Source organism: Sphingomonas aquatilis (genome assembly GCF_014196115.1).
Classification (GTDB): domain Bacteria; phylum Pseudomonadota; class Alphaproteobacteria; order Sphingomonadales; family Sphingomonadaceae; genus Sphingomonas; species Sphingomonas aquatilis.
On the sequence record NZ_JACIDB010000005.1, the window covers coordinates 22454 to 43700 of the forward strand.

The 21247-nt window shown below is 67.4% G+C and carries 21 protein-coding genes; 11 read left to right on the plus strand and 10 right to left on the minus strand.

What is annotated here, in order from left to right; translation table 11 throughout:
* Positions 1 to 96 precede the first annotated feature (96 nt).
* The 3 genes from GGR47_RS12390 (at position 97) to GGR47_RS12400 (ending at position 4824) form a co-directional block, all read left to right on the plus strand.
* Entirely contained in the window at positions 97 to 606 is a 510-nt protein-coding gene (locus GGR47_RS12390) for a GAF domain-containing protein (RefSeq protein WP_147036694.1), read from the plus strand.
* Complete coding sequence (locus GGR47_RS12395; protein ID WP_147036695.1) at positions 603 to 2675, plus strand: putative bifunctional diguanylate cyclase/phosphodiesterase; 2073 nt, start codon at positions 603 to 605, stop codon at positions 2673 to 2675. The genes GGR47_RS12390 and GGR47_RS12395 overlap by 4 nt, the downstream gene beginning before the upstream one ends.
* A 64-nt stretch (positions 2676 to 2739) precedes the next feature.
* A complete protein-coding gene (locus GGR47_RS12400) occupies positions 2740 to 4824 on the plus strand; it encodes a TonB-dependent siderophore receptor (RefSeq protein WP_147036696.1) in 2085 nt (694 codons plus the stop codon).
* Between the two features lie 7 nt (positions 4825 to 4831).
* On the opposite strand, the gene GGR47_RS12405 is transcribed toward GGR47_RS12400, so the two are convergent.
* The 5 genes from GGR47_RS12405 to cobA form a co-directional block, all read right to left on the minus strand.
* Positions 4832 to 5590, minus strand: a complete 759-nt coding sequence (locus GGR47_RS12405; protein WP_147036697.1) for a phosphoadenylyl-sulfate reductase — start codon at positions 5588 to 5590, stop codon at positions 4832 to 4834.
* Positions 5583 to 6017, minus strand: coding sequence for a DUF934 domain-containing protein (locus GGR47_RS12410; RefSeq protein ID WP_017979272.1), 435 nt, complete (start codon positions 6015 to 6017; stop codon positions 5583 to 5585). The genes GGR47_RS12405 and GGR47_RS12410 overlap by 8 nt, the downstream gene beginning before the upstream one ends.
* On the minus strand, positions 6010 to 7641 hold the full coding sequence (locus tag GGR47_RS12415) for a nitrite/sulfite reductase (RefSeq protein ID WP_147036698.1): 1632 nt from the start codon (positions 7639 to 7641) through the stop codon (positions 6010 to 6012). The genes GGR47_RS12410 and GGR47_RS12415 overlap by 8 nt, the downstream gene beginning before the upstream one ends.
* Before the next feature lie 270 nt (positions 7642 to 7911).
* Positions 7912 to 8208, minus strand: a complete 297-nt coding sequence (locus GGR47_RS12420) for a DUF2849 domain-containing protein (protein ID WP_147036699.1) — start codon at positions 8206 to 8208, stop codon at positions 7912 to 7914.
* Entirely contained in the window at positions 8205 to 8996 is a 792-nt protein-coding gene (gene cobA, locus GGR47_RS12425) for a uroporphyrinogen-III C-methyltransferase (protein WP_147036700.1), read from the minus strand. Before cobA ends, GGR47_RS12420 begins: the two co-directional genes overlap by 4 nt.
* A 211-nt stretch (positions 8997 to 9207) precedes the next feature.
* On the opposite strand from cobA, the gene GGR47_RS12430 reads away from it, so the two are divergent.
* Positions 9208 to 9927 (plus strand): EAL domain-containing protein, encoded by a 720-nt coding sequence (locus GGR47_RS12430; RefSeq protein ID WP_147036701.1) that lies wholly within the window; start codon positions 9208 to 9210, stop codon positions 9925 to 9927.
* A 114-nt stretch (positions 9928 to 10041) separates the two neighbouring features.
* Here the strand turns inward: GGR47_RS12430 and astD are convergent, their stop codons facing one another.
* Positions 10042 to 11454 (minus strand): succinylglutamate-semialdehyde dehydrogenase, encoded by a 1413-nt coding sequence (gene astD, locus GGR47_RS12435; RefSeq protein ID WP_147036702.1) that lies wholly within the window; start codon positions 11452 to 11454, stop codon positions 10042 to 10044.
* Between the two features lie 66 nt (positions 11455 to 11520).
* A complete protein-coding gene (locus tag GGR47_RS12440) occupies positions 11521 to 12879 on the minus strand; it encodes a protein adenylyltransferase SelO family protein (RefSeq protein ID WP_147036703.1) in 1359 nt (452 codons plus the stop codon).
* 51 nt (positions 12880 to 12930) lie between these two features.
* On the opposite strand from GGR47_RS12440, the gene GGR47_RS12445 reads away from it, so the two are divergent.
* From GGR47_RS12445 to GGR47_RS12455, 3 genes are all read left to right on the plus strand, one after another.
* Positions 12931 to 13788: an alpha/beta fold hydrolase gene (locus GGR47_RS12445; protein WP_147036704.1), complete on the plus strand. Its 858-nt coding sequence runs from the start codon at positions 12931 to 12933 to the stop codon at positions 13786 to 13788.
* Positions 13785 to 15050, plus strand: coding sequence for a DUF418 domain-containing protein (locus GGR47_RS12450; protein WP_277286536.1), 1266 nt, complete (start codon positions 13785 to 13787; stop codon positions 15048 to 15050). The genes GGR47_RS12445 and GGR47_RS12450 overlap by 4 nt, the downstream gene beginning before the upstream one ends.
* Before the next feature lie 61 nt (positions 15051 to 15111).
* Positions 15112 to 16245 carry a glycosyltransferase gene (locus GGR47_RS12455; protein WP_147036706.1) on the plus strand — a complete coding sequence of 378 codons (1134 nt, stop codon included), beginning with the start codon at positions 15112 to 15114 and terminating at the stop codon, positions 16243 to 16245.
* Positions 16246 to 16427: 182 nt separating this feature from the next.
* Here GGR47_RS12455 and GGR47_RS12460 read toward each other — a convergent pair whose 3' ends face one another.
* Positions 16428 to 16832: a hypothetical protein gene (locus GGR47_RS12460; RefSeq protein ID WP_017979262.1), complete on the minus strand. Its 405-nt coding sequence runs from the start codon at positions 16830 to 16832 to the stop codon at positions 16428 to 16430.
* A 252-nt stretch (positions 16833 to 17084) separates the two neighbouring features.
* Here GGR47_RS12460 and GGR47_RS12465 point away from each other — a divergent pair, with 252 nt between their 5' ends.
* The 3 genes from GGR47_RS12465 to GGR47_RS12475 are packed head-to-tail and all read left to right on the plus strand — an operon-like array spanning position 17085 to position 19248.
* A complete protein-coding gene (locus GGR47_RS12465; RefSeq protein WP_043060112.1) occupies positions 17085 to 18488 on the plus strand; it encodes an NAD(P)H-dependent flavin oxidoreductase in 1404 nt (467 codons plus the stop codon).
* Between the two features lie 2 nt (positions 18489 to 18490).
* Positions 18491 to 18790, plus strand: coding sequence for a putative quinol monooxygenase (locus GGR47_RS12470; RefSeq protein ID WP_147037249.1), 300 nt, complete (start codon positions 18491 to 18493; stop codon positions 18788 to 18790).
* Between the two features lie 8 nt (positions 18791 to 18798).
* Positions 18799 to 19248, plus strand: coding sequence for a nucleotidyltransferase domain-containing protein (locus GGR47_RS12475; protein WP_244305277.1), 450 nt, complete (start codon positions 18799 to 18801; stop codon positions 19246 to 19248).
* A gap of 23 nt (positions 19249 to 19271) precedes the next feature.
* On the opposite strand, the gene GGR47_RS12480 is transcribed toward GGR47_RS12475, so the two are convergent.
* Both GGR47_RS12480 and GGR47_RS12485 read right to left on the minus strand, forming a co-directional pair.
* Entirely contained in the window at positions 19272 to 19469 is a 198-nt protein-coding gene (locus GGR47_RS12480) for a hypothetical protein (RefSeq protein WP_017979258.1), read from the minus strand.
* A 106-nt stretch (positions 19470 to 19575) separates the two neighbouring features.
* A complete protein-coding gene (locus tag GGR47_RS12485) occupies positions 19576 to 20586 on the minus strand; it encodes a 2-hydroxyacid dehydrogenase (RefSeq protein WP_147037248.1) in 1011 nt (336 codons plus the stop codon).
* Positions 20587 to 20689: 103 nt separating this feature from the next.
* Here GGR47_RS12485 and GGR47_RS12490 point away from each other — a divergent pair, with 103 nt between their 5' ends.
* Complete coding sequence (locus GGR47_RS12490; protein WP_017979256.1) at positions 20690 to 21178, plus strand: SH3 domain-containing protein; 489 nt, start codon at positions 20690 to 20692, stop codon at positions 21176 to 21178.
* Positions 21179 to 21247: the final 69 nt, after the last annotated feature.

Genomic DNA, 21247 nt, shown 5'->3' on the forward strand with positions numbered 1-21247 from the left:
ATCCGCCCCATAACGGGTGCTTTACGCTGACGTCATCTTAACGCTTTATGGCCCACATGCGCCGGGACCGATGACTCACCGAGCCCCTGTAATCCGATGCTGACAAACCTTTTTCGCGAGCGCCTGCGTTCGCGGGCCGTGCGCGGCCTGACCGGCGGGGATGAGGCGAGCGCCTCTGCGCTCGATCGCCATGTCGAAGCGGCGCAGCAGGGCTTCGCTGCCCCGATCGCGGCGCTGTCGCTGATCTACGACGACATCCAGGCGATCCACGCGGCTCGCGGCGTCGACGTCGGCTGCCTGCCGCGACGGGATGGATTCTGCACCCTGACGCTGGATGTCTCGGACGTGCTGGAATGCTGCGACGCGACTGTCGATCCGCGCTTCGCAAACTTGCCTTCGGTGACCGGCGAACCGTTCATCCGCTATTATATCGGTACGCCGCTGCGCCTGATCGACGGGATCGAGATCGGCGCGCTCTGCGTCGCCGATATCAAGCCGCGTCTGCCCGCATCGGTGGATCAGAAGGCCTATCTCGTCGGCCTGGCCCGACAGGTGTCGCTGGTGATGGAAGGGCGCCGCGGCGCCCGGGGGGTGAGGGCCGCATGACCGACATCGCCCTGTGTTTCGCGCAGCATGATGTGCATCTCGTCCTGCTGGCGGCGCTGGTCTGCCTCGTCGGTTCGGCGGCCAGCGTTCAACTGTTCCACTGTATCCGGTCGGCGGATGGCTACAGCCGGCTGGGCTGGGTGATGCTGACCGCGGTGGCCACCGGCACGATGGTCTGGGCGACCCATTTCGTCGCGATGATGGCCTATCGCACGTCGGCGCCGGTCGTCCTCGATCCGATACAGACGCTCGGTTCGCTTCTGGTTGCCATCAGTATAGCGGCGCCCGGCCTGGCGCTGGCCGCCTCGGCCCGTCGGGGCGCGGGGGTATTGGGTGGCGGCGTCATCGGCGCAGCTATCGCGCTGATGCACTATCTCGGCATGTCGGCCTATCACGTCGACGGCATCGTCACCTGGACCTGGCCGGTCGTCGCCGTATCGATACTGCTGTCGGTCGGGCTCAGCGCCGCCGCTTTCGCACGCGCGCGGCAGGCGGGGCGTGCGGGTGCGTTGCGGACGATGGGCCTGCTCGCGCTGGGTGTCGTGACGCTCCATTTCAGCGGCATGGCGGCGATGCATATCACCGTCATCCGCCTGGGCGACGGCTTGTCGCCCTCGACCATGAACGCGCTGGCCGTGGCGACGGCCGTCGCATCGCTGATTATCGTCGGCTGCGCCGCGATCAGCGCGCTGATCGACGGGCATACGAAGGGCGAATCCTACCGCCGGCTGCGTCGCATGGCGATGTACGACGGGCTGACCGATCTGCCCAATCGCATGAGCTTCAACGAAGAATTGGAGCGCCGTTTCAACCGCAAGGGTGGGCATCTGTGCATGGCCGTCGTCATGATGGACCTGTCGCGGTTCAAGGTGGTCAACGACACCTATGGCCATCTGGCGGGCGACCAGCTGTTGATGGCGCTGGCGGCGCGGATGACGGCGACGCTGGGTCCCAACGAATGCATTAGCCGTCTAGGCGGCGACGAATTCGCGGCGGTCATTTCCTACGATCTGGCCGAGGAGTTGACCGACTTCCTCGATAGGCTGCGCGCGGTCTTCGACGCGCCCTTCGTCTTCGATCGCTTCACCGCGTCGATCGGGACCAATATCGGCGTCGCACTCGCGGTTCATGACGGCTGGGATGCGGACGCGCTGCTGGCGAAGGCGGACCTCGCCATGTACCGCGCCAAGTCGATCCATTCGAGCGAACCGTGTTTCTACGACGCGCAGATGGACGATGCGGTGCGCGCCCGGCGCGAGCTGGTCGTCGATCTGCGGCGTGCGCTCGACCGGGGGGCGTTCGAACTGCATTTCCAGGTGCAGGCGTCGACCGAGACGGGCGAGATCAAGGGGTATGAGGCGCTGGTGCGCTGGAACCATCCCGTCCGCGGCATGGTGCCGCCCGCGGAATTCATCCCGCTGGCGGAGGAAAGCGGCGAGGTGGTGCCGCTGAGCATCTGGATCCTGCGCCAGGCGTGTTTCGAGGCGGCGCTGTGGCCCAATCGCTATCCGGTGTCCGTCAACCTGTCCCCCAAGCATCTGTCCGATCCGCGTCTGGTGATGACGGTACGGTCGGCGCTGGAGGACAGCGGCCTCGCGCCGAACCGGCTGGTGCTGGAACTGACCGAAAGCGCGATCATCCACGATCGCCGCTTCGCACTTGAACAGCTGCACGCATTGAAGGCGATGGGCGTATCGATCGTCCTCGACGATTTCGGCGTCGGCTATTCTTCGATCGACGTCCTGCGATCCTTTCCGTTCGACTGCATCAAGCTGGATGCGTCCTTCGTCGCCGAACTGGAATATGACGATCAGGCGATTTCGATCCTGCGATCGGTGACGGCGCTCGGCGGCCTGCTGCGCATGCCGGTGCTGGCAGAGGGGATCGAGCGCCCGGCGCAGCTCGCCATCGTGGCGCGCGAAGGCTGCGCCAGCGTGCAGGGCTTCCTGGTCGGCCGGCCCTCGCGCACTTTGTCGGACCCGCACGAGGTACGACGGACGATGGCGATCGGGGCCGGTCCGGTGGTCGTCGATTTCCGGCAGCAAGCCGCAACGCCCACCGCGGCTTAACGGGACGGTTGACAGGTCCGGTGCGGTTCAACATTGGGACGTTACAACATCACTGGAATATGTTTTGCTTCTTCGATCCCGCGTTGCCGCCTGCCTGTCGCCGCTGATTGCCTGCCTCCCGATCACCCCCGCCGCTGCGCAGGATACCGATGACGTCGCCGTCGGCAGCGGCGATATCGTCGTGCTCGGCACGCGTCGCGCGCGCAGTGACGGGACGCTGTCATCGGATATCGCCACCCGCACGCTCTCGCAGTCGAGCCGATCGATCGAGCGCGACCTGCTGACTGCCGCCGGGACCTATCGCCTGTCGGACGCGCTCGAACTGGTCAGCGGCGTCAGCAATCAGAACAACCGTGGCGGCGTCATGGACAATTTCGCCATCCGCGGCTTCCTGGGCACACCGGATGGCGGCGGGGAATATTATGTCGATGGCTTCCTCGCCAATCGCGGCATGGGGCCGCCCCGCGATCCTGCCACCACCGAACGGATCGAACTGCTGAAGGGGCCGGCGGGCGCGCTGTTCGGCGACATCGATCCGGCGGGCCGCGTCAATATCGTCAGCAAGACGCCGGATTTCGTCCCGGCCGCCTATGCGGTGTTCACGCTGGGATCGTTCGGAACGCGCCGGGTGGAGCTGGATGCGACCGGGCCCGTGGCGCGGACGCTGGCCGCGCGGATCGTCGTCGCGGCGGAAACGTCGGACGGCTGGCGCAACTTCGTCGGGCTGGATCGGCAGGTGGTGATGCCGTCGCTCACCTGGCGGCCCAGCGATCGGCTGCGCGTCACCTATATCGGCGAGATCACGCGCTTCGATACGCTGTTCGATCGCGGCATTCCGGCGCTGAACGGCGATGCGAACGCCGTGCCGCGCGATGCCTATTATGGCGAGCCGAACGACGGCAAGACCCGCTTCCGCAACCAGCGTCACCAGCTGACGGCGCTCGCCGACCTCGGCAACGACTGGACGGTGAACGGGGGCGTCGCGTGGCGGACGGGGACGCTGAAGGGCTTCTCCTCCGATCAGTCGCGGCTGGTCGGCGGCCGGACGCTGTGGCGGCAGCGGCGATCGCGCGATTTCAAGGTGGACGATCTGTCCGCGCGGATCGAACTCGCCGGACATGTCGGTGCGCATCGGCCCAGCATCGGGCTGAAGGGCTATACGCTGGATTATGCCGAACGCTGGATGCGGCGCAATCCGGGCGATCCGGCGCGCGGCGGCAATCCCTATGCGATCGACGTCTTCGCCCCCGTCTATGGCCAGACGCCGCCGACGCTGCTGCCCTTCACGAACAATCGCGAAAAGCGCTGGTCGGGCACGGTCTATGTGCAGGACATGTGGGATGTGACCGACCGGCTGACGCTGTCGGGCGGGGCCAGGTTCGATGCCTATCGCCAGCGCATCCGCAACAACAACACGGGGCAGGTGGGGCGTACGGTAGGCTCGCCGATGCATTACCGGCTCGGCGCGCGCTACCAGGCCACCGATGCGATCGCGGTCCATGCCAGCTGGGGCGAAAGCTTCGTGCTCAACTCGGGCACGGGTCGCGACGGCAACGGCTTCGCGCCCGAAAGCGGCGTCGGATATGAGGTCGGCGTTGCCGGACGCTGGGCGGGTGTGGACGTCGCCGCAACGTGGTTCGATATCCGAAAGCGCGGCATCCTCGCCAACGACCCCGTCGACCCCGCTTTCAACGCGCCGGTCGGCAGCCTGCGCAGCCGCGGGATCGAATGGGACGCATCGGTACGGATCGCGCCCCATTGGCAGATCGTCGGCAATTACGCCTGGACGCACGCACGGGTGGACGACGGCGCCTTTCCGACCGATCGTGCGCTGAACGTACCCTATCACAGCGGCACGGTCTTTGCGCTGGGGCGGTTCACCGACGCTGACGGACGTGGGTTCTCGGTGAGCGCCGGCGCCAGCTACATGGGCGACCGCGCCGGGTCGATCGAGCGCGACTATGTGGTGCTGCCGGCCTATCTGAAGGCGAAGGCTGCCGTCGAATATGCCGTATCGCGGCGGCTGACGCTGCGGGCGGAGGCGGACAATCTGTTCGACGCCCGCTACGCGCAGAGCTCGTACAGCCGGGTGTGGATCTATCCGGGGCAGCCGCGCAACGTCCGGCTTTCGCTACGGGTCAGCGACTGACGTTGGGTCAGAATGCCGGGTCTTCACCGGGCGGGGTGGAGACGTGGATGCCGCACTCCACCTTGTCCCAGCCACGCCAGCGGCCGGCGCGCGGGTCTTCGCCGGGGCGGACCTTGCTGGTGCAGGGCGCGCATCCGATCGACAGATAGCCCTGCGCCTCCAGCGGGTGACGCGGGAGGTCGTGCTCGGCGAAATAGGCGTCGAGCTGATCCTTCGACCAGTCGGCGAGCGGATTGATCTTCAGGCGCCCGTCGTCCTCCTCGAAGCGGGGGAGTGCGGTACGGGTGCCGGCCTGGAAGCCCTTGCGGCCCGAAATCCACGCGTCGAACGGGCCGAGCGCGCGGCGGAGCGGTTCGACCTTGCGGATCTCACAGCAGCCGTCCGGGTCGTATGACCAGCGCATGCCGGTCGCGTCGCGTAAGGCGAGCAACCGCGGATCGGGGCGGAAGACGCGCAGGTCGGTGAGGCCCAGTCGCTCAGACAATTCGTCGCGATAGGCGAGGGTCTCGCCGAACATCTTCTGCGTGTTGGTGAAGATGACCGGCACGTCCTTGTCGATCTGCGCCACCATGTGGAGCAGGACCGCCGATTCGGCGCCATAGGACGACACGGAGGCGATACGGCCCGCCAGTTCGCCGGTCAGCAGCTCGCGCAGCATCTCGGGCGCGGGCATACCGGCGAAGCGGATCTGCATCGCGGCGGCGTCCGCGGTGGTAAAGGCGGGCGCGACATCGATCGTGTCGAGCTGACGTGCTGCCTCAGCCATGGCGCAGCTTCCACACCGGGGCGACGGCGTCCGCCGCAGCCTGATAGCGATAGTCGTAGCGGTCGAGCGCACGGGTCAGTGCCTCGCCATCGATCGGGGCTTCGGGCGCGAAGCTGTCGAAGCCGCAGCGGCGCATCAGGGGCAGCTGATCGACCAGCACATCGCCCGCCGCGCGCAGCTCGCCGGTGTAGCCTGCCTCGCGTAAGACGCGGGCGGCGCTGTAGCCGCGGCCGTCGCGGAAGGTGGGGAAGCTGACCTCGACGAGCGCGAGCTGCCCCAGTTGCGGGATCAGCGCGCGCGCGTCCTCACCCGCCTCCAGCCGGACCGCAGTGGCATTGGTCTGGCCGAGGAAGGCGTCGAGCGTGACGGCGGGTTCGTCGTGCGGCTCGTCGTCGCGGAAGCGCAGCAGCGTGTCGGCATCAGCCATAGATCGCCTCCTTGAACGGTTCGAAGCCGACGCGGCGATAGGTGTCGAGGAAGCGTTCGCCCTCGTCGCGCAACGCCACATAGCGGTCGGTCACGCGCTCGATCGCGTCGACCACGCCGTCCTCCGAGAAGCCGGGACCGGTGATCTTGGCGAGGCTGACGTCCTCCGCCCCCGAGCCGCCGAGCGAGAGCTGGTAGTTTTCGGTGCCTTTCTTGTCGACGCCGAGGATGCCGATGTGGCCGGCGTGATGGTGGCCGCAGGCGTTGATGCAGCCGCTGATCTTGAGCTTCAGTTCGCCCAGGTCCCGCTGGCGTTCGCGGTCGGCGAAGCGGTTCGCGATCTTTTGCGCGAGTGGGATCGAGCGCGCATTGGCGAGGCTGCAGTAATCGAGGCCGGGGCAGGCGATGATGTCGGTGATGAGGTCGAGGTTCGGCTCGGCGAGGCCGGCGTCGCGCAGCGCTGTCCAAAGGTCACAAAGGTCACGCCCGTGCACATGCGGCAACACGATGTTCTGCGCATGCGTGACGCGTAACTCATTAAAAGAAAAGCGTTCTGCCAGATCGGCCAGCAGGTCGATCTGATCGGCTGTCGCATCGCCAGGAATACCGCCGGCGGGCTTCAGGCTGACGTTGACGATGTGGTAGCCGGGTTGCTTGTGCGCAACCACGTTCTGGTCGAGCCAGACGGCGAAATCGGGATCGCTGCGATCGACCGCAGCGGCAGGGCCGGTGTCGAACGCGGGGGGCGCGAACATCGCGGTGATGCGGTCGAGTTCGGCGCGCGGCGGGTCGATGCCGAGCTGTTTGACGAGGGCGAATTCCTCCTCGACCTGACGGCGATATTCGTCCGCGCCGATCTCGTGGAGCAGGATCTTGATTCGCGCCTTGTAGATGTTGTCGCGGCGGCCGTAGCGATTGTAGACCCGCAGGCACGCCTCCAGATAGCTCATCAGGTCGTCGGCGGTGACGAAGTCGCGGATCAGGTGGCTGACCATCGGCGTACGGCCCATGCCGCCACCGACGTAGATCGCGGCGCCCAATTCCCCGTTCTGTTCGAGCAGCTGGATGCCGATGTCGTGCAGGCGCATCGCCGCGCGATCCTCGGCCGCGGCGATGACCGCAATCTTGAACTTGCGCGGCAGATAGCTGAATTCGGGGTGGAAGGTGCTCCACTGGCGGATCAGCTCGGCCCAGGGGCGCGGGTCGGTCACCTCGTCCGCCGCGGCGCCGGCATATTGGTCGGCGCTGATGTTGCGGATGCAATTGCCGCTGGTCTGGATGGCGTGCATCTGCACCGTCGCGAGCTTCGCCAGAATGTCCGGCGTATCGGCGAGCTTGATCCAGTTGAACTGCAGGTTCTGGCGCGTGGTGAAATGGCCGTAGCCGCGGTCGTAATCGCGGGCGATCGACCCCAGCATGCGCATCTGGCGCGCGTCGAGCGTGCCATAGGGAATGGCGACGCGCAGCATGTAGGCGTGCAGCTGGAGATACAGGCCGTTCATCAGCCGCAGCGGCTTGAACTGGTCCTCGGTCAGCTGGCCCGACAGGCGGCGCTCGACCTGATCGCGGAATTCGTCGACGCGGGCATCGACGATCGCCTGGTCGTATTGGTCGTATTTATACATGGATGGCTTTCCGGCCTTCGGAGTTTTGGTTCGCGCGAAGACGCGAAGACGCGAAGAGGGTTTGGTTCACGCGGAGACGCGGAGACGCGGAGAAGACGGGGCGCTGCGGCTCGCTTACCTTCGTCATCCCGGCGAAGGCCGGGATCCATGGTTGCGGCGTGGTCAGCGGTTGCGCGATGCCCTCGGCGACATCGTGTCCATGGATCCCGGCGTTCGCCGGGATGACGAGGGGGAAGGTTGGGATGACGAAGGGTGGGGTGGGGCCGGGCATCAGATCACCCAGCTCCCGGCCGCGGGGTCTGCTGGCTTGAGCGTCAGGTCCGGCCGCACGGTCGGTCCAAGCGCACGGATACGATCCTTGATATGCGCGGGGCGGGGGCCTTCGGGCGTGGCGATCGCGTCGATCAGATAGGGGACGTTGACGCGGCGCGCGCCCTCCTCGGCCCGCAGGATGCCTTCGCCCTCGTGGCCGACGTCGACGGCATCCTCGACGTGGCGCGACCAGCCGGTGCCGGTCCACCACACGACGTCGCCGGTGGGGAGGTCGTTTCCGGTCAGGAGCCTCATGCCGACATATCCTCCGCAACGCGCGCCCAGCGAGCGAGCTTGTCCTCGGCGTCGGACAGTTCGACGACCTCGCCGACGACGATGATCGCCGGGCTTTGCACGCGCTCGCGCTCAACCATCGGGCCGAGGTCGGCGAGCAGGGTGCGGATCGCGCGGCTGCCGACGAGCGTGCCGCGCTCGAGCACCGCGACGGGCATGTCGGGCGCGACGCCGTCCGCCATCAGTTTGTCGGCGATGTCGTTCGCCGTCGCGACGCCCATGTAGATGACCAGCGTCCGGCCCTGACCGGCGAGGCCGGACCAGTCCTGATCCGCCAGCCCCTTGCACTGGCCTGCGACGAAGCTGACCGCGCTGCTGTGATCGCGGTGGGTGAGCGGCAGCATCGCCTCCGCCGCGCAGCCGAGCGCCGCCGAGACGCCGGGAATGACCTCGACGGGCAGGCCGGCGGCGCGCACCGCTTCGACTTCCTCGCCGCCGCGTCCGAAGATGAAGGGGTCGCCGCCCTTCAGCCGCACGACGATCGCACCGGTCTTCACGTGGGCGACGATCAGCGCATTGATCGCCTCTTGCGGCAGCGTGTGCCGGGCGCGGCGCTTGGCGACGGAAATACGCTGTGCCGCCGGCGGTGCGAGATCGAGTACGCGCGAGTCGATCAGCCCGTCGTGGACGAGGATGTCGGCGGTCCGCAACGCCTCTACCGCGCGCACGGTCAGCAGCCCGGGATCGCCCGGCCCGGCGCCAACGAGGATGACGCGCCCACGGGCGCCCGGATCGAGAATCGTAGCCATGATCGCCGACATGGCCTCTGGGCCCTCGTGCGGCAACGCAGCGATGCTTGTGGCGACGGTAGGGAAGCTTGTGGCTGATTTACATTAATGTCATTTCGGGTGCGTGGTTCATGTCGCGTTAGGGTTTGTCACCTAGCCCTTATGTATGACAAGCATTGCTCCCGTCGGGTGTCAGGGCTGCCGCTCTCCAGCCCATGTCTTCGACATAGCGATGGCGTTCCAGCCCATCGTCGATACGGTCACCGGCCTGCCCTTCGCCTATGAGGCGCTCGTGCGCGGGGGAGGTGGCGAGGGTGCGGCCGAGGTGCTGTCGCGCGTGACACCCGACAATCGCTATGCTTTCGATCAGCAATGCCGGGTCGCGGCGATCGAGGGGGCGGTGGCGGCTGGTATTCTCGACACGGGTGCGAAACTGTCGATCAATTTCCTGCCCAATGCGGTCTATTCGCCGCTCGCCTGTATCCAGTTGACGCTGAAAACCGCGCGGGCGACGGGGCTGCCGACCGATCGGCTGATCTTCGAATTTACCGAGAATGAGGAGATGGCGGACACTGCGCATGTCCAGACGATCGTCGAATCATACCGCGCGATGGGGTTCGGCACGGCGATCGACGATTTCGGCGCGGGGCATGCCGGGTTGGGGCTGCTCGCCAAATTCCAGACCGACTATATCAAGCTCGACATGGAGCTGATCCGCGACATCGACGCCAGCCTGCCGCGTCGGATGATCGTCGAGGGGGTGGTGCGGATCGCCGCGTCGCTCGACATCACGCTCATCGCCGAGGGGATCGAGACGGTCGCCGAATATGAGACGCTGCGCAGCCTCGGCGTGCGCTACATCCAGGGCTATCTGCTGGCGCGGCCGGGGTTTCGGACGCTGCCGGTGGCCGTGCTGCCGGACGCGCGCGCGGCGGCGGTGGCGGGTTTGTAGACCTGCGCTTCTATCTTGACCCGTCATTGCGAGCGTAGCGAAGCAATCCAGGGCGTCATGATCCGGCTCTGGATTGCTTCGCTACGCTCGCAATGACGGAAGGAGGGTCGCGATTTACGCGTCCCTGAGGCCGATTCCGATATTCGCCCGCGCGCTTTCGGCTTCGTTGCTGACGACCGGATAGGCGCAGTAATCGGCGGCGTAATAGGCGCTGGGGCGATGGTTGCCGCTCCAGCCGATGCCACCGAACGGGGCCGCGGAAGACGCGCCGTTGGTCGGACGGTTCCAGTTGACGATGCCGGCGCGAATGCCCGCCCAGAACCGGTCGTAGAGCGACGGCGTGTGGCTGACGAGGCTCGCCGACAGGCCATAGCGCGTGTCGTTCGCGATGCCGATCGCCTCATCGAAATCGCCGGCGCGATAGACCTGCAGGATCGGGCCGAACAGCTCGATATCGGGCCGTTCGGTCGCGTGGGTCATGTCGATGATTGCGGGGCTGAGGAACGGCTTGTCGTCGATCGGCCGTTCCATGTGCCGGATCGGCCGACCGCCGCGCATCGACAGCGCGAGGAAGCTTTCGGTCAGCATGTCGGCGGTATGGTTGTCGATCACCGGCCCCATGAACGGCTGCGGATCGTCATGCGGCGCGCCGACGATCAGCCGCCCGGCAAGCGCGTTCACCTGCTCGATCAGCGGATCGTACAGCCGATCCTCGACAATCAGGCGACGCGCGGCGGTGCAGCGCTGGCCGGCGGAGGTGAAGGCGGACTGGATCACCAGCACGGCGGCCGAATGCAGGTCGGGCGTGTCCCAGACGATGATCGGGTTGTTGCCGCCCATCTCCAGCGCCAGGATCTTTTCGGGCTTGCTGGCGAAGGCACGGTTGAGCGCGAGGCCGGTGCGCGCCGATCCGGTGAACAGCAGGCCGTCGATATCGGCATGCTCGGCGAGCGCCTTTCCCTCCGCCGGGCCGCCGAGCAGCAAGCGGACGCACGCCTCGGGCACGCCAGCGGCCCGGTAGCAGTCGATCAGGAAGGCGCCGGTCGCGGGCGTCTTTTCGGAGGGCTTGAACACCACTGCATTGCCGGCGAGCAGTGCGGGGACGATGTGGCCGTTGGGCAGGTGCGCCGGGAAGTTATAGGGTCCGAGCACCGCCAGCACGCCGTGCGGCTTGTGGCGCAGCGCCATGCGGCTGCCCATGGGTGCGTCGAGCCGGCGCTGCGCCGTGCGTTCGGCATAAGCGGTGACGGAGATGTCGACCTTGGCGATGACCGTGTCGATCTCGGTCCGCGCTTCCCACAGCGGCTTGCCGGTTTCGCGGGCGAGCAGGTCTGCGAACTGTTCGTGGCGTTGGCGCACGACGTTGCCGAAGCGGCGCATCGTCTCGATCCGCACGGTCAGCGGCAGCGCGGCCCAGGCGGCCCAGCCGCCGCGCGCGGCCTCCACCTCGGCATCGGCATTGCCGATCGGGCCGCGCCAGAGCTCTGCCCCGGTCGCGGGTTCGTGGGAGATGATCTCGTCAACCATGCGTGTGCGCTTCGGCCCTCCTGCGGGCGGGGTTAGGCGAATGGCGGCGGGGCGGCAAGGTGGCGCTCAGGCGAGCGCGTCGCCCATGGCGCGGATCGCGGCGACCTTGGCGTGGACGCGGGACCAGTCGTCGGCTTCCGCGATGGGCGTCCAGATCGCCTCGACCTCGTCGATCAGCAGGCTGCACGGGCCGCCCTGCCAATAGGCGTGGTCGCGGGACTTGCGCGGTGCGTAGGGGGCGAGGGCGGCGCGCAGATCATTCCATTCGCTGCCGTAGCTGTCCGGCAGAGCGCCGCCGAACACGTCGAAGAACAGGCGATCGATGGCCACCTCGCTCGCGCGCATCGTGCGTTCGAGGGTGCGGACGAGCGCGCGGTCCTCGTCGTCGCCGCGCGGGGTGACGCCGATCCGCCAGAGCAGCGCGTCGGCGATCTCGCGCTGATAGTGCGTCGGGAACGTCTCGAGCGCGGCGATCAGCGGGTCGCTTTCGGCGATCAGGCGCAGCGAGGCCGCGAGCTGCATCACGTCCCAATGGATCGCCTCGGGCTGGCGGCCGAAGGCATAGAGGCCGGCGTGATCGAAATAGGCGGCGGTGAAGGCGGGGTCCCACGTCGGGGCGAAGCGCCATGGGCCATAATCGAAGCTTTCGCCCGTCACGTTGATGTTGTCGCTGTTGAGCACACCATGGACGAAGCCTGCCGCCATATAGCGTGCGGCGAGACGCGCGGTGCGCTCGACGACATACGTCAGCAGGCGGATGGGATCGTCGGATTCCTTTCCGTACAGGTTGTGCAGCACATAGCGGACGAGCGCGCGCATGCCCGCTTCGTCGCGTTCGTAGGCGAGGCGCTGGAAGCTGCCGATGCGGATATGGCTGTGGCTGAGGCGCACCAGCACCGCGGAGCGCGTGGGGGAGGGTTCATCGCCGCGAACCAGCTCTTCGCCCGTCTCGATCAGCGACAGCGTGCGGCTGGTGGGGACGTTGAGCGCCTCCAGCATTTCGGTCGCGAGGATTTCGCGCACGCCGCCTTTCAGCGTCAGCCGGCCGTCGCCGAAACGGCTATAGGGTGTCTGCCCCGAGCCCTTGGTGCCGAGATCCATCAGCCGGCCGGCATCGTCATACATTTGCGCGAAGGTGAAACCGCGGCCATCGCCGATGTCGGGGTTGTACTGGCGGAATTGATGGCCGTGATAGCGCAGCGCAAGCGGTTGCGGCAGCGTGCCGGGCAGTGGTTGGAAGCGGCCAAATGCCTGAATCCATTCGCTATCGTCCAGCGTCGCCAGCCCGACCTGCGCAGCGGCGCGATCGTTGCGGAAGCGCAGCCGGGTCTCCGGGAAATCGGCGGCCTCCACCGGGGTCGCTATCGTGTCGCCGAGATCGAGCAAGGCGGTGGCGGGGCGGTATGCTTGCGGGGTGGTGGGCATGTGTGGATATGGAGGGCGCTGCCCCCCGGCCGCAACCCCGAGGATTTCCGCATGGCTGCGTACGAAGACGGTTACTGGATGTCGGCCGACGGGCTGAAGCTGCACTATCGCCTGTATCCGTGCGATGAGAGCCTGCTGCCCGTGCTGTGCTTCCCCGGCCTGACCCGCAACGCGCGCGATTACGACGCGCTCGCCGCAAGGCTTGCCGGACGGCGGCAGGTGATCGCGGTCGAGTTCCGGGGACGCGGGCGTAGCGACTATGCCAAGGACCCGATGACCTATGTGCCGGCGACCTATGTCGCGGACGTCCAGGCGCTGCTGGCCGAGCGGGGGATCGGGCGGTTCGTCGCCATCGGCACGTCACTGGGCGGGATCGTGACGATGCTTCTCGCGCAGGCCGGTGCGCCGATCGCCGCAGCGCTGCTCAACGACGTCGGACCGGAGATCGAGGCGGCGGGGTTGAGCCGGATCCGCGGCTATGTGGGCAAGGGCAGCAGCTGCCCGACGTGGATGCATGCGGCACGCACGCTTGCCGAGGGCAATGGCGACGTCTATCCCGATTGGGAGATCGAGGATTGGCTGGCAATGGCCAAGCGGCTGTACCGCCTGACCAGCAGCGGCCGCATCGTGCTGGATTACGATCTGAAGATCGCCGAACCTTTCCGTACGCCGGGTAACGAGGCGGGGGCGGATATGTGGGCGGCGCTGTCGGCGCTGCGGGACACGCCGACGCTGATCGTTCGAGGTGGCCGATCCGACGTGCTGTCGCAGCCGGTCGCGGAGCGGATGCTGGCGGCGCTCGACCAGGCGGAACTGGTGACGCTGCCCGGTGTCGGTCATGCCCCGACGCTCGCCGAAGAGCCGCTGCGCGATGCCATCGACCGGCTGCTGGATCAGGCGCGCGCGTGAGCGAAGCGGGAATGCCGGCGGCGGTTCCGCCGGCCAAGGAACTGGCCAATCAACCGGCCAATGAACCAGACGGCGCGCCGCGTATCGCGACGCTGGATATCCTGCGCGGGATCGCGATCCTCGCCATCCTGTTCATGAACATCAGCGAGATGGGCGCGTCGATGACCGCCAATTGGTCGGACCTGCACCATCTCGGCTGGAGCGCGAGCGACCAGATCGTCTGGTGGCTGCGCACGATCCTGATCGAGGGCACGCCGCGCGCGATGCTGCAGATGCTGTTCGGCGCGGGCATGCTGATCCTGACCGACCGCATCGATGCGCGGTCGAGCGATCCGCTCAGCGTTCCGCTGCGCTATGGCTGGCGCAATCTGGTGCTGTGGGCGTTCGGCATGGCGCACATGCTGTTGCTGCTGTGGCCCGGCGATATCCTGCACAGCTATGCGGTGGCGGCGATGGTCGCGTGCCTGTTCCGCGGGCTGCCGCCGCGGGCGCTGCTGGTGCTGGGCCTGTCCTATGCCACGTTCACGATGGCGCTGGGGCTGAGCACCGTCTCGCACCGGCTCGCCGATCCCACCGCCACGTCCGCAAGCGCGACCCGCACCGCAGCGGCGGATGACGCCGCGGTCGCGCGCGAAGATGCGTTCGGCCACGGCACGATGGCGCAATGGACCGCCGGGCAGCGCGCGGTGTCGATGGATCGGCTGCGCAACGAGGAAGTGGTGATCGTCTGGGAAGCCGCAGCGACGATGCTGATCGGCGCGGCGCTGTTCCGCTGGGGCGTGTTGCAGGGGGCCTGGTCGCGGCGGCGGTATGGGTGGCTGCTCGCGGTGGGATACGGCATCGGTGTGCCGCTGCGCCTGTACGGCGGGTGGGAAGCGACCCGGCTGGAGGGCGGGTTCGACGTCGCCTGGTTGTGGGAGGATTTCGCCCGGCTCGCGATGACGATGGGGCATCTCGCCGCGGTGATGCTGGCGGTACAGGAGGCGCCGGGGCGGCGGCTGTTGCAGCCGTTCGTCGCGGCGGGACGGACCGCGCTGACGCTCTATGTCGCGCAGACTCTGATCGTGTCGTGGTTGATCTTCTCGCCGATCGGGCTCGGGCTGTACGGTCGGCTCGACTGGACGGCGATGATGGCGGTGGCGCTGGCTGTGAACGCGCTGCTGCTGTGGGGCGCGAACGTCTATGTCCGTCACTTCCGCATCGCGCCGGTGGAATGGGCGTGGCGGTCGATCGTCGAACGGCGGATGCTGCCGATGCGCTGATCGCGATTCGCCGGGGCAAAGCGGTTTCGTCGGCGATGCGAACGGGGTACAGCCCGGCGCGATGCACCAGCCGGTCCATATCCTCCACCTGCATTCCAGCTTCAGCCTAGGCGGCAAGGAAGCGCGCGCGGTGCGCCTGATGAACGCCTTCGGCGACGCGGCGCGGCACACGATCGTCAGTGGCATGCCCGATCAACTCGGCGCGCGCGCCCAGATCGCCAAGGGCATCCGCTACGAGATCGCGCAGGACCCGCCGTCGCTGACCGGGCGGCCATCGGTCGCGCGCTATGAGGCGCTGGCGCGCTACATGCGGCGCTTCGATCTGGTGCTGACCTATAATTGGGGCGCAATCGACGGGGTGATGGCGCGCCGCGTCTTCCCCAAGGGCACGCCGCCGCTGGTCCACCACGAAGATGGGTTCAACGCCGACGAGGCTGGCGGGCTGAAGATCGAACGCAACGTCTATCGCCGCATGGCGCTGGGCGCGGCGCATGCCTTGGTCGTTCCGTCCGAAGTGCTGGAAGGCATTGCGCGCACGACGTGGAAGCAACCGGCCGGCCGCGTCCACCGCATCGCCAACGGCATCGATACGGCGCGCTACACGCAAAAGCCGGAGCTGCGGGCGATCCCCGGCTTCCTGCGCGATCCCCGCGACGTGGTGATCGGCAGCCTGGCGGGGCTGCGCGAGGTCAAGAACCTGCCGCTTCTGGTACGCGCCTGCGGCGGTCTGAGCGGTCGGTTCAAGCTGGTGATCGTCGGCGAAGGGCCCGAGCGAGACGCGATCCTTGCCGCCGCCAAGGCGATGGGGATCGCCGAGCGGCTGGTGCTGCCCGGCTTCCTCGACCGGCCGTATCGCTTCGTCGGGCAGTTCGACATCATGGCGCTGTCGTCGAAAAGCGAGCAACTGCCGATCAGCGTCGTCGAGGGGATGGCGGCGGGGCTGCCGATCGTCAGCACGCCGGTGGGCGACGTGCCGCGCATGGTCGCGGCGGAGAATGCGCCCTTCGTCACCGGCGGCGACGAGGTACTGCTGCGCGATGCGTTGCAGGCCCTTGTGTCGGATGCCGCATTGCGCCAGCGGGTCGGCGCGGCCAATCAGGCCAAGGCGCGTGCCGATTACGATGCGGCCACGATGATCGCGCGCTACCGGACGCTGTACGCGGACGCATTGGGGCGTCCGGGCGCGCTGGGGTAGCGCGTACCAAAAATTTCGAAGCGGCGCCCTAATTCCTCCCCCGCCAGGGCGCATCGGGATGAACGGCCCCCGGCCGTTCAAGATCATGCCGGGGGCATGATCGACCCGATGCGGTGGCGCCGCCGAAGGCGGTGACGGAGGGGGCGGAATTAGGGCGTCGAATAGCGATCCGTCTTCGGCGATCAAATTTCCGTCAGGTCCACCGCGTTGCGCGTCACGAAGGCGAGCGTTGCCGGATCGGCCTCGCCATGGGCGAGCAGGGCGAGATCGCTCGCGCCTTGAAGCAGGCCGTCTTCGACCTCCGGTTCCTGGGCTTCGGCCGCCTCGACCGTGCCGGCGAGAATGTCGCGCGCCTGATCCTTGCCATAGGCGCTGGCAAAGGCGGCGAGCGCGGTAGCGAAGCATTCGCGATCGGTGACCGGGGCGGCCGGGCGATGCTGGAGCGAGGCGCAGGCGGCACCCAGCACATAGCCGCGTGACCAGGCCGATCCGGTGGCGCCGCCATGCGGCACCGCGCCCGCCGCATAGCCCAAAGCGGCGAACTGGCCCGACAGCAAGGCGTCGAGCGGACCGCTGGGCAGCGGCATGGGGGCTGGCTTGCGGGAACGGGGCGTGCGCTTGGGCGCGATCAGAGTGTCGAGAACCCCCATGGGTCGATGATTCCTCGGCAGAAGAAGATGTGTCGTGTCGCACCTCTCTGCCGCAATCGGGTTAACCGCCGCCTAAGCCTGCCGCAGGTCCGGTGGTGCATGCGGTTAGTACACGTTGCATTTTCTTCGCTTCGCCGCGTTCATCTTGTATAGCCGGCGGGATTTGTTCCCAGCGAGGTTGGATTTTCCGTGTTCAAGGGCCTGAAGCCGATCGTGTACAATGGCCGTGAGGTCTGGCCGCTGGTTGAGGGCGGCAAGGGTGTCGCCGCGACCAACCATGCCTCCGCGGGTGCCTGGGCGGCGGCGGGCGGGATCGGCACCGTCTCGGCGGTCAACGCCGACAGCTACGATCCCGAAGGCAAGATCATCCCGCAGGTCTATCGTGCGCTGACGCGGCGTGCCCGGCATGAAGAGCTGATTGAATATGCCATCGAAGGCGCCGTCCAGCAGGTGAAGCGTGCGTTCGAGATCGCGGGCGGCAAGGGCGCGATCAATATCAACGTCTTGTGGGAAATGGGCGGCGCGCAGCGCGTGCTGCACGGCGTGCTGGAGCGGACGCGCGGCATGGTCGCGGGCGTCACCTGCGGCGCGGGCATGCCCTACAAGCTCAGCGAGATCGCGGCGTCGTACGAAGTGTCGTACCTGCCGATCGTCTCGTCGGGCCGTGCCTTCCGCGCGCTGTGGAAGCGCGCCTATTCGAAGGCGGCGAACTGGCTGGCGGCGGTGGTGTACGAGGACCCGTGGCTTGCTGGCGGGCACAACGGCCTTTCCAACGCCGAAGACCCGCTGAAGCCGCAGGACCCGTATCCGCGCGTCGCCGAGCTGCGCAGCGTGATGCGCGAGGGCGGTATCCCCGACAGCACGCCGATCGTGATGGCCGGCGGCGTCTGGTATCTGCGCGACTGGAACGACTGGATCGATAATCCCGAACTTGGCACCATCGCCTTCCAGTACGGCACGCGCCCGCTGTTGACGCAGGAAAGCCCGATTCCCGAAGAGTGGAAGGCCCGCCTGACGCAGATCGAGGAAGGCGATGTCCTGCTGCATCGCTTCTCGCCGACGGGCTTCTATTCGTCGGCGGTACGCAACCCGTTCCTGCGGAACCTGGAGGCGCGATCCGAACGCCAGATCGCTTTCTCGACCCAGGAAGCCGGCGACCACGTCTTCCAGCTCGACGTGGGCGTGAAGGGCAAGAATTTCTGGGTGACGCGCAACGATCTGCTGCGCGCGCGCCAGTGGTTCGGCGAGGGCTATACCGATGCGCTGAAGACGCCGGACAACACGCTGGTCTTTGTGACGCCCACCGAAAAGGGCATCATCCGCAAGGATCAGGCGGACTGCATGGGCTGCCTGTCGCAATGCGCCTTCTCGAGCTGGGCGGATACCGAGACGAATTCGACCGGTCGCCTCGCCGACCCGCGCAGCTTCTGCATCCAGAAGACGCTGCAGGACATCGCGCACGGTGGTGACGTCGACCAGAACCTGATGTTCGCCGGTCACGCCGCTTATAACTTCAAGCGCGATCCCTTCTATTCGAACGGCTTCGTGCCGTCCGTGAAGCAACTGGTCGACCGCATCCTGACCGGCGACTGATCGTGCTGCTGATCGCCGGGACGATCCGCCTGCCCGCCGACCGGCTGGGGGCGGCGCGTCCGGCGATGCGCGCGATGGTGGAGGCGAGCCGGGCCGAGGATGGATGCCTTGGCTATAGCTACGCCGAGGATGTGCTCGAGCCGGGGCTGATCCACGTCGCGGAGCGCTGGCGGGATCGCGCCGCGCTGGAGCGCCATTTCTCGACGCCGCACCTGGCTGCGTGGCGTGCGTGCTGGCCGGAATTCGGCATCGGCGAGCGTGCGTTGACGCTGTTCGAGACGGACGACGGCACGCCCACATGACGCCAAGGGTGGCCGCGGCGCTGGCTGATGTGGCGCAACTGATGCGGCCGGCGCGCCATCCCTGGTGGATCATCGGCAGCGGGGCGGTCGTGTTGCATGGAGCGGAGGCCGGCGACGTTCACGACATCGATGTCCTGATTGATCGCGCGGATGCTGCCGCAGTGCTGGCGGCGGCCGAGGTTACGCCGCTGACGATGCCACCGGACCCGCTCTTCCGATCGGATATCTTTGCCATGTGGCAGGGCGCGGACGTGCCGGTGGAGATCATGGCATGCTTCGCCATCGCCGGTCCGCAGGGATGGTGGCCGGTGCAGCCTGAAACGCGGGAGGCTATCGCTGTGCGCGATACGACCCTCTTCGTGCCGGCACGATCGGAGCTGATCGCGCTGCTGCGCCATATGGGGCGGCCTAAGGACCTGCGGCGGGCTGCGGCGTTGGAGGAGCGGGAGCCGGGTTGAGGCTCGACCCCCGCTCCATAAGGTTAGTTGGCGACGGTGCCGACCACTGCGCCGGCCGTGCCACCGACCGCGGCCCCCTTTTCGACGCTGCCGCCCGTTGCCGCGGCGACACCCGCACCACCCGCCGCGCCGATACCTGCACCCTTGAGCGTCGAGCAGGCCGACAGGCCGGCAGCGGTGCCGAGGAGAAGGAGCGTGGCGGCGATCGGCTTGAGCGTCATGGGTTAGGCATCCTGTCAAATGGGGTGCCGCGTTCAATGTTGCCGCGCAGCAAAGGTTGCGCGACCCCATGAAATATCACGATTTGTTACATTCGCGCCGGAGGCGTCACACCCAGCCGTCGAGCACCTGATCGGGCGGGCGGTGGCCGTCCGCCCACATGCGGATGTTCTGAATGACCCGCTCGCCCGACGCCTGCCGCCCTTCGAGGGTCGCCGAGCCCATGTGCGGCGTCATTACCACATTGGGCAGCGCGAGCAGGCGCGGGTCGATCCGCGGTTCGTGCTCCCAGACGTCGAGGCCCGCTCCGGCAAGTCGACCCGCCTCTAGCGCATCGACGAGCGCGACTTCGTCGACGATGCCGCCGCGCGAAGTGTTGATCAGATAGACGTGCGGCCGCATCAGTCCGATACGCCGCGCATCGATCAGGTCGCGGCTGTCGGTGTTGAGCGGTGTGTGGATCGTCACGATGTCGGCCAGCCCGAGCAGGTCGTTTAGATCGGCGTGGAAGGTCGCGCCCAGGTCCGCCTCGACCACCGCGGGCAGGCGGCGGCGGTTGTGATAATGGATCGACAGGCCAAAGGCGCGGGCACGGCGCGCGACCGCTTGGCCGATGCGGCCCATGCCCACGATGCCCAGCGCCTTGCCACCGATGCGCCGGCCCAGCATGCCGCCGGGGCTCCAGCCATGCCATTCGCCCGACCGGACGAGCTTCTCGCCCTCCGCCAGCCGGCGGGGGACGGACACGATCAAGGCCATCGCCATGTCCGCCGTGTCTTCGGTCAGCACGCCCGGCGTATTGGTGACGATGATGCCGCGGGCGCGCGCCGCTTTCAGGGCGATATGGTTCACGCCGGCGCCGTAATTGGCGATCAAGCGCAGCCGCTCGCCCGCGCCTTCGATCAATGCCGCGTCGATCTCGTCGGTGACGGTGGGGACCAGCACGTCGCAGTCGGCCATCGCCGCAGCGAGTTGATCGCGCGTCATCGGCGTATCGCCGCGGTTGTTCGTCGTGTCGAACAGATCCTCCAGCCGCGTCATGATCGAGTCGGTCAACTCGCGCGTGACGATCACGCGGGGCGCGCGCGGCGCCGGCGGACGGGGGCTGGTATCTGGCATCGCGCGTCCGGCTTGGCGAAGGTGCGGGCGAACGTCAACGCATCGTTGCCACCGCGCGCGGTGGCGCTAGAGAGAGGATATACGAGAAAAAGGGACAGTGACGATGCGCCATCGGATCTGGGCGGCAGCGGTGCTGGCGGCGGTCGCTATCGAGGGCGGCGCGCTGGCGGCCGACGCCAAGAAGACATTGCCATATTACGCCTCGATCAACGCAGGCCGGGCGCGGATGCGGACCGGGCCGGACAAGACCTATCCGGCGAGTTGGCTGTATCAGCGCGCCGATCTGCCCGTGCGGGTGGTCGCCGTGTTCAAACAGTGGCGCAAGGTGGAAGACCCGGACGGCACGCAGGGCTGGATGCTGGCGGCGCTGCTCAGCGAACGCCGCACCGGCATCGTGCGTGGCCAGCAACCCGCTGATATGCGGGCGCAGCCGTCCGCCGGCGCCGGCCTGTCGTGGCGCGCGGCCCCGGGCGTTGTCGGGCGGCTGAGCGAATGCGGCAATGGCTGGTGCCGTTTCGACGTGAAGGGGCAGGCGGGCTATGTCGAGGTGTCGCACCTGTGGGGCGTCGAACCCACGGAACGGCTTCCGTAAAAGGTGGTAACCAGCCGTTAGTGCAATTCGGGTAAGCGCGCAGAGGTATAGGAGCCGCCGCGCGTGATC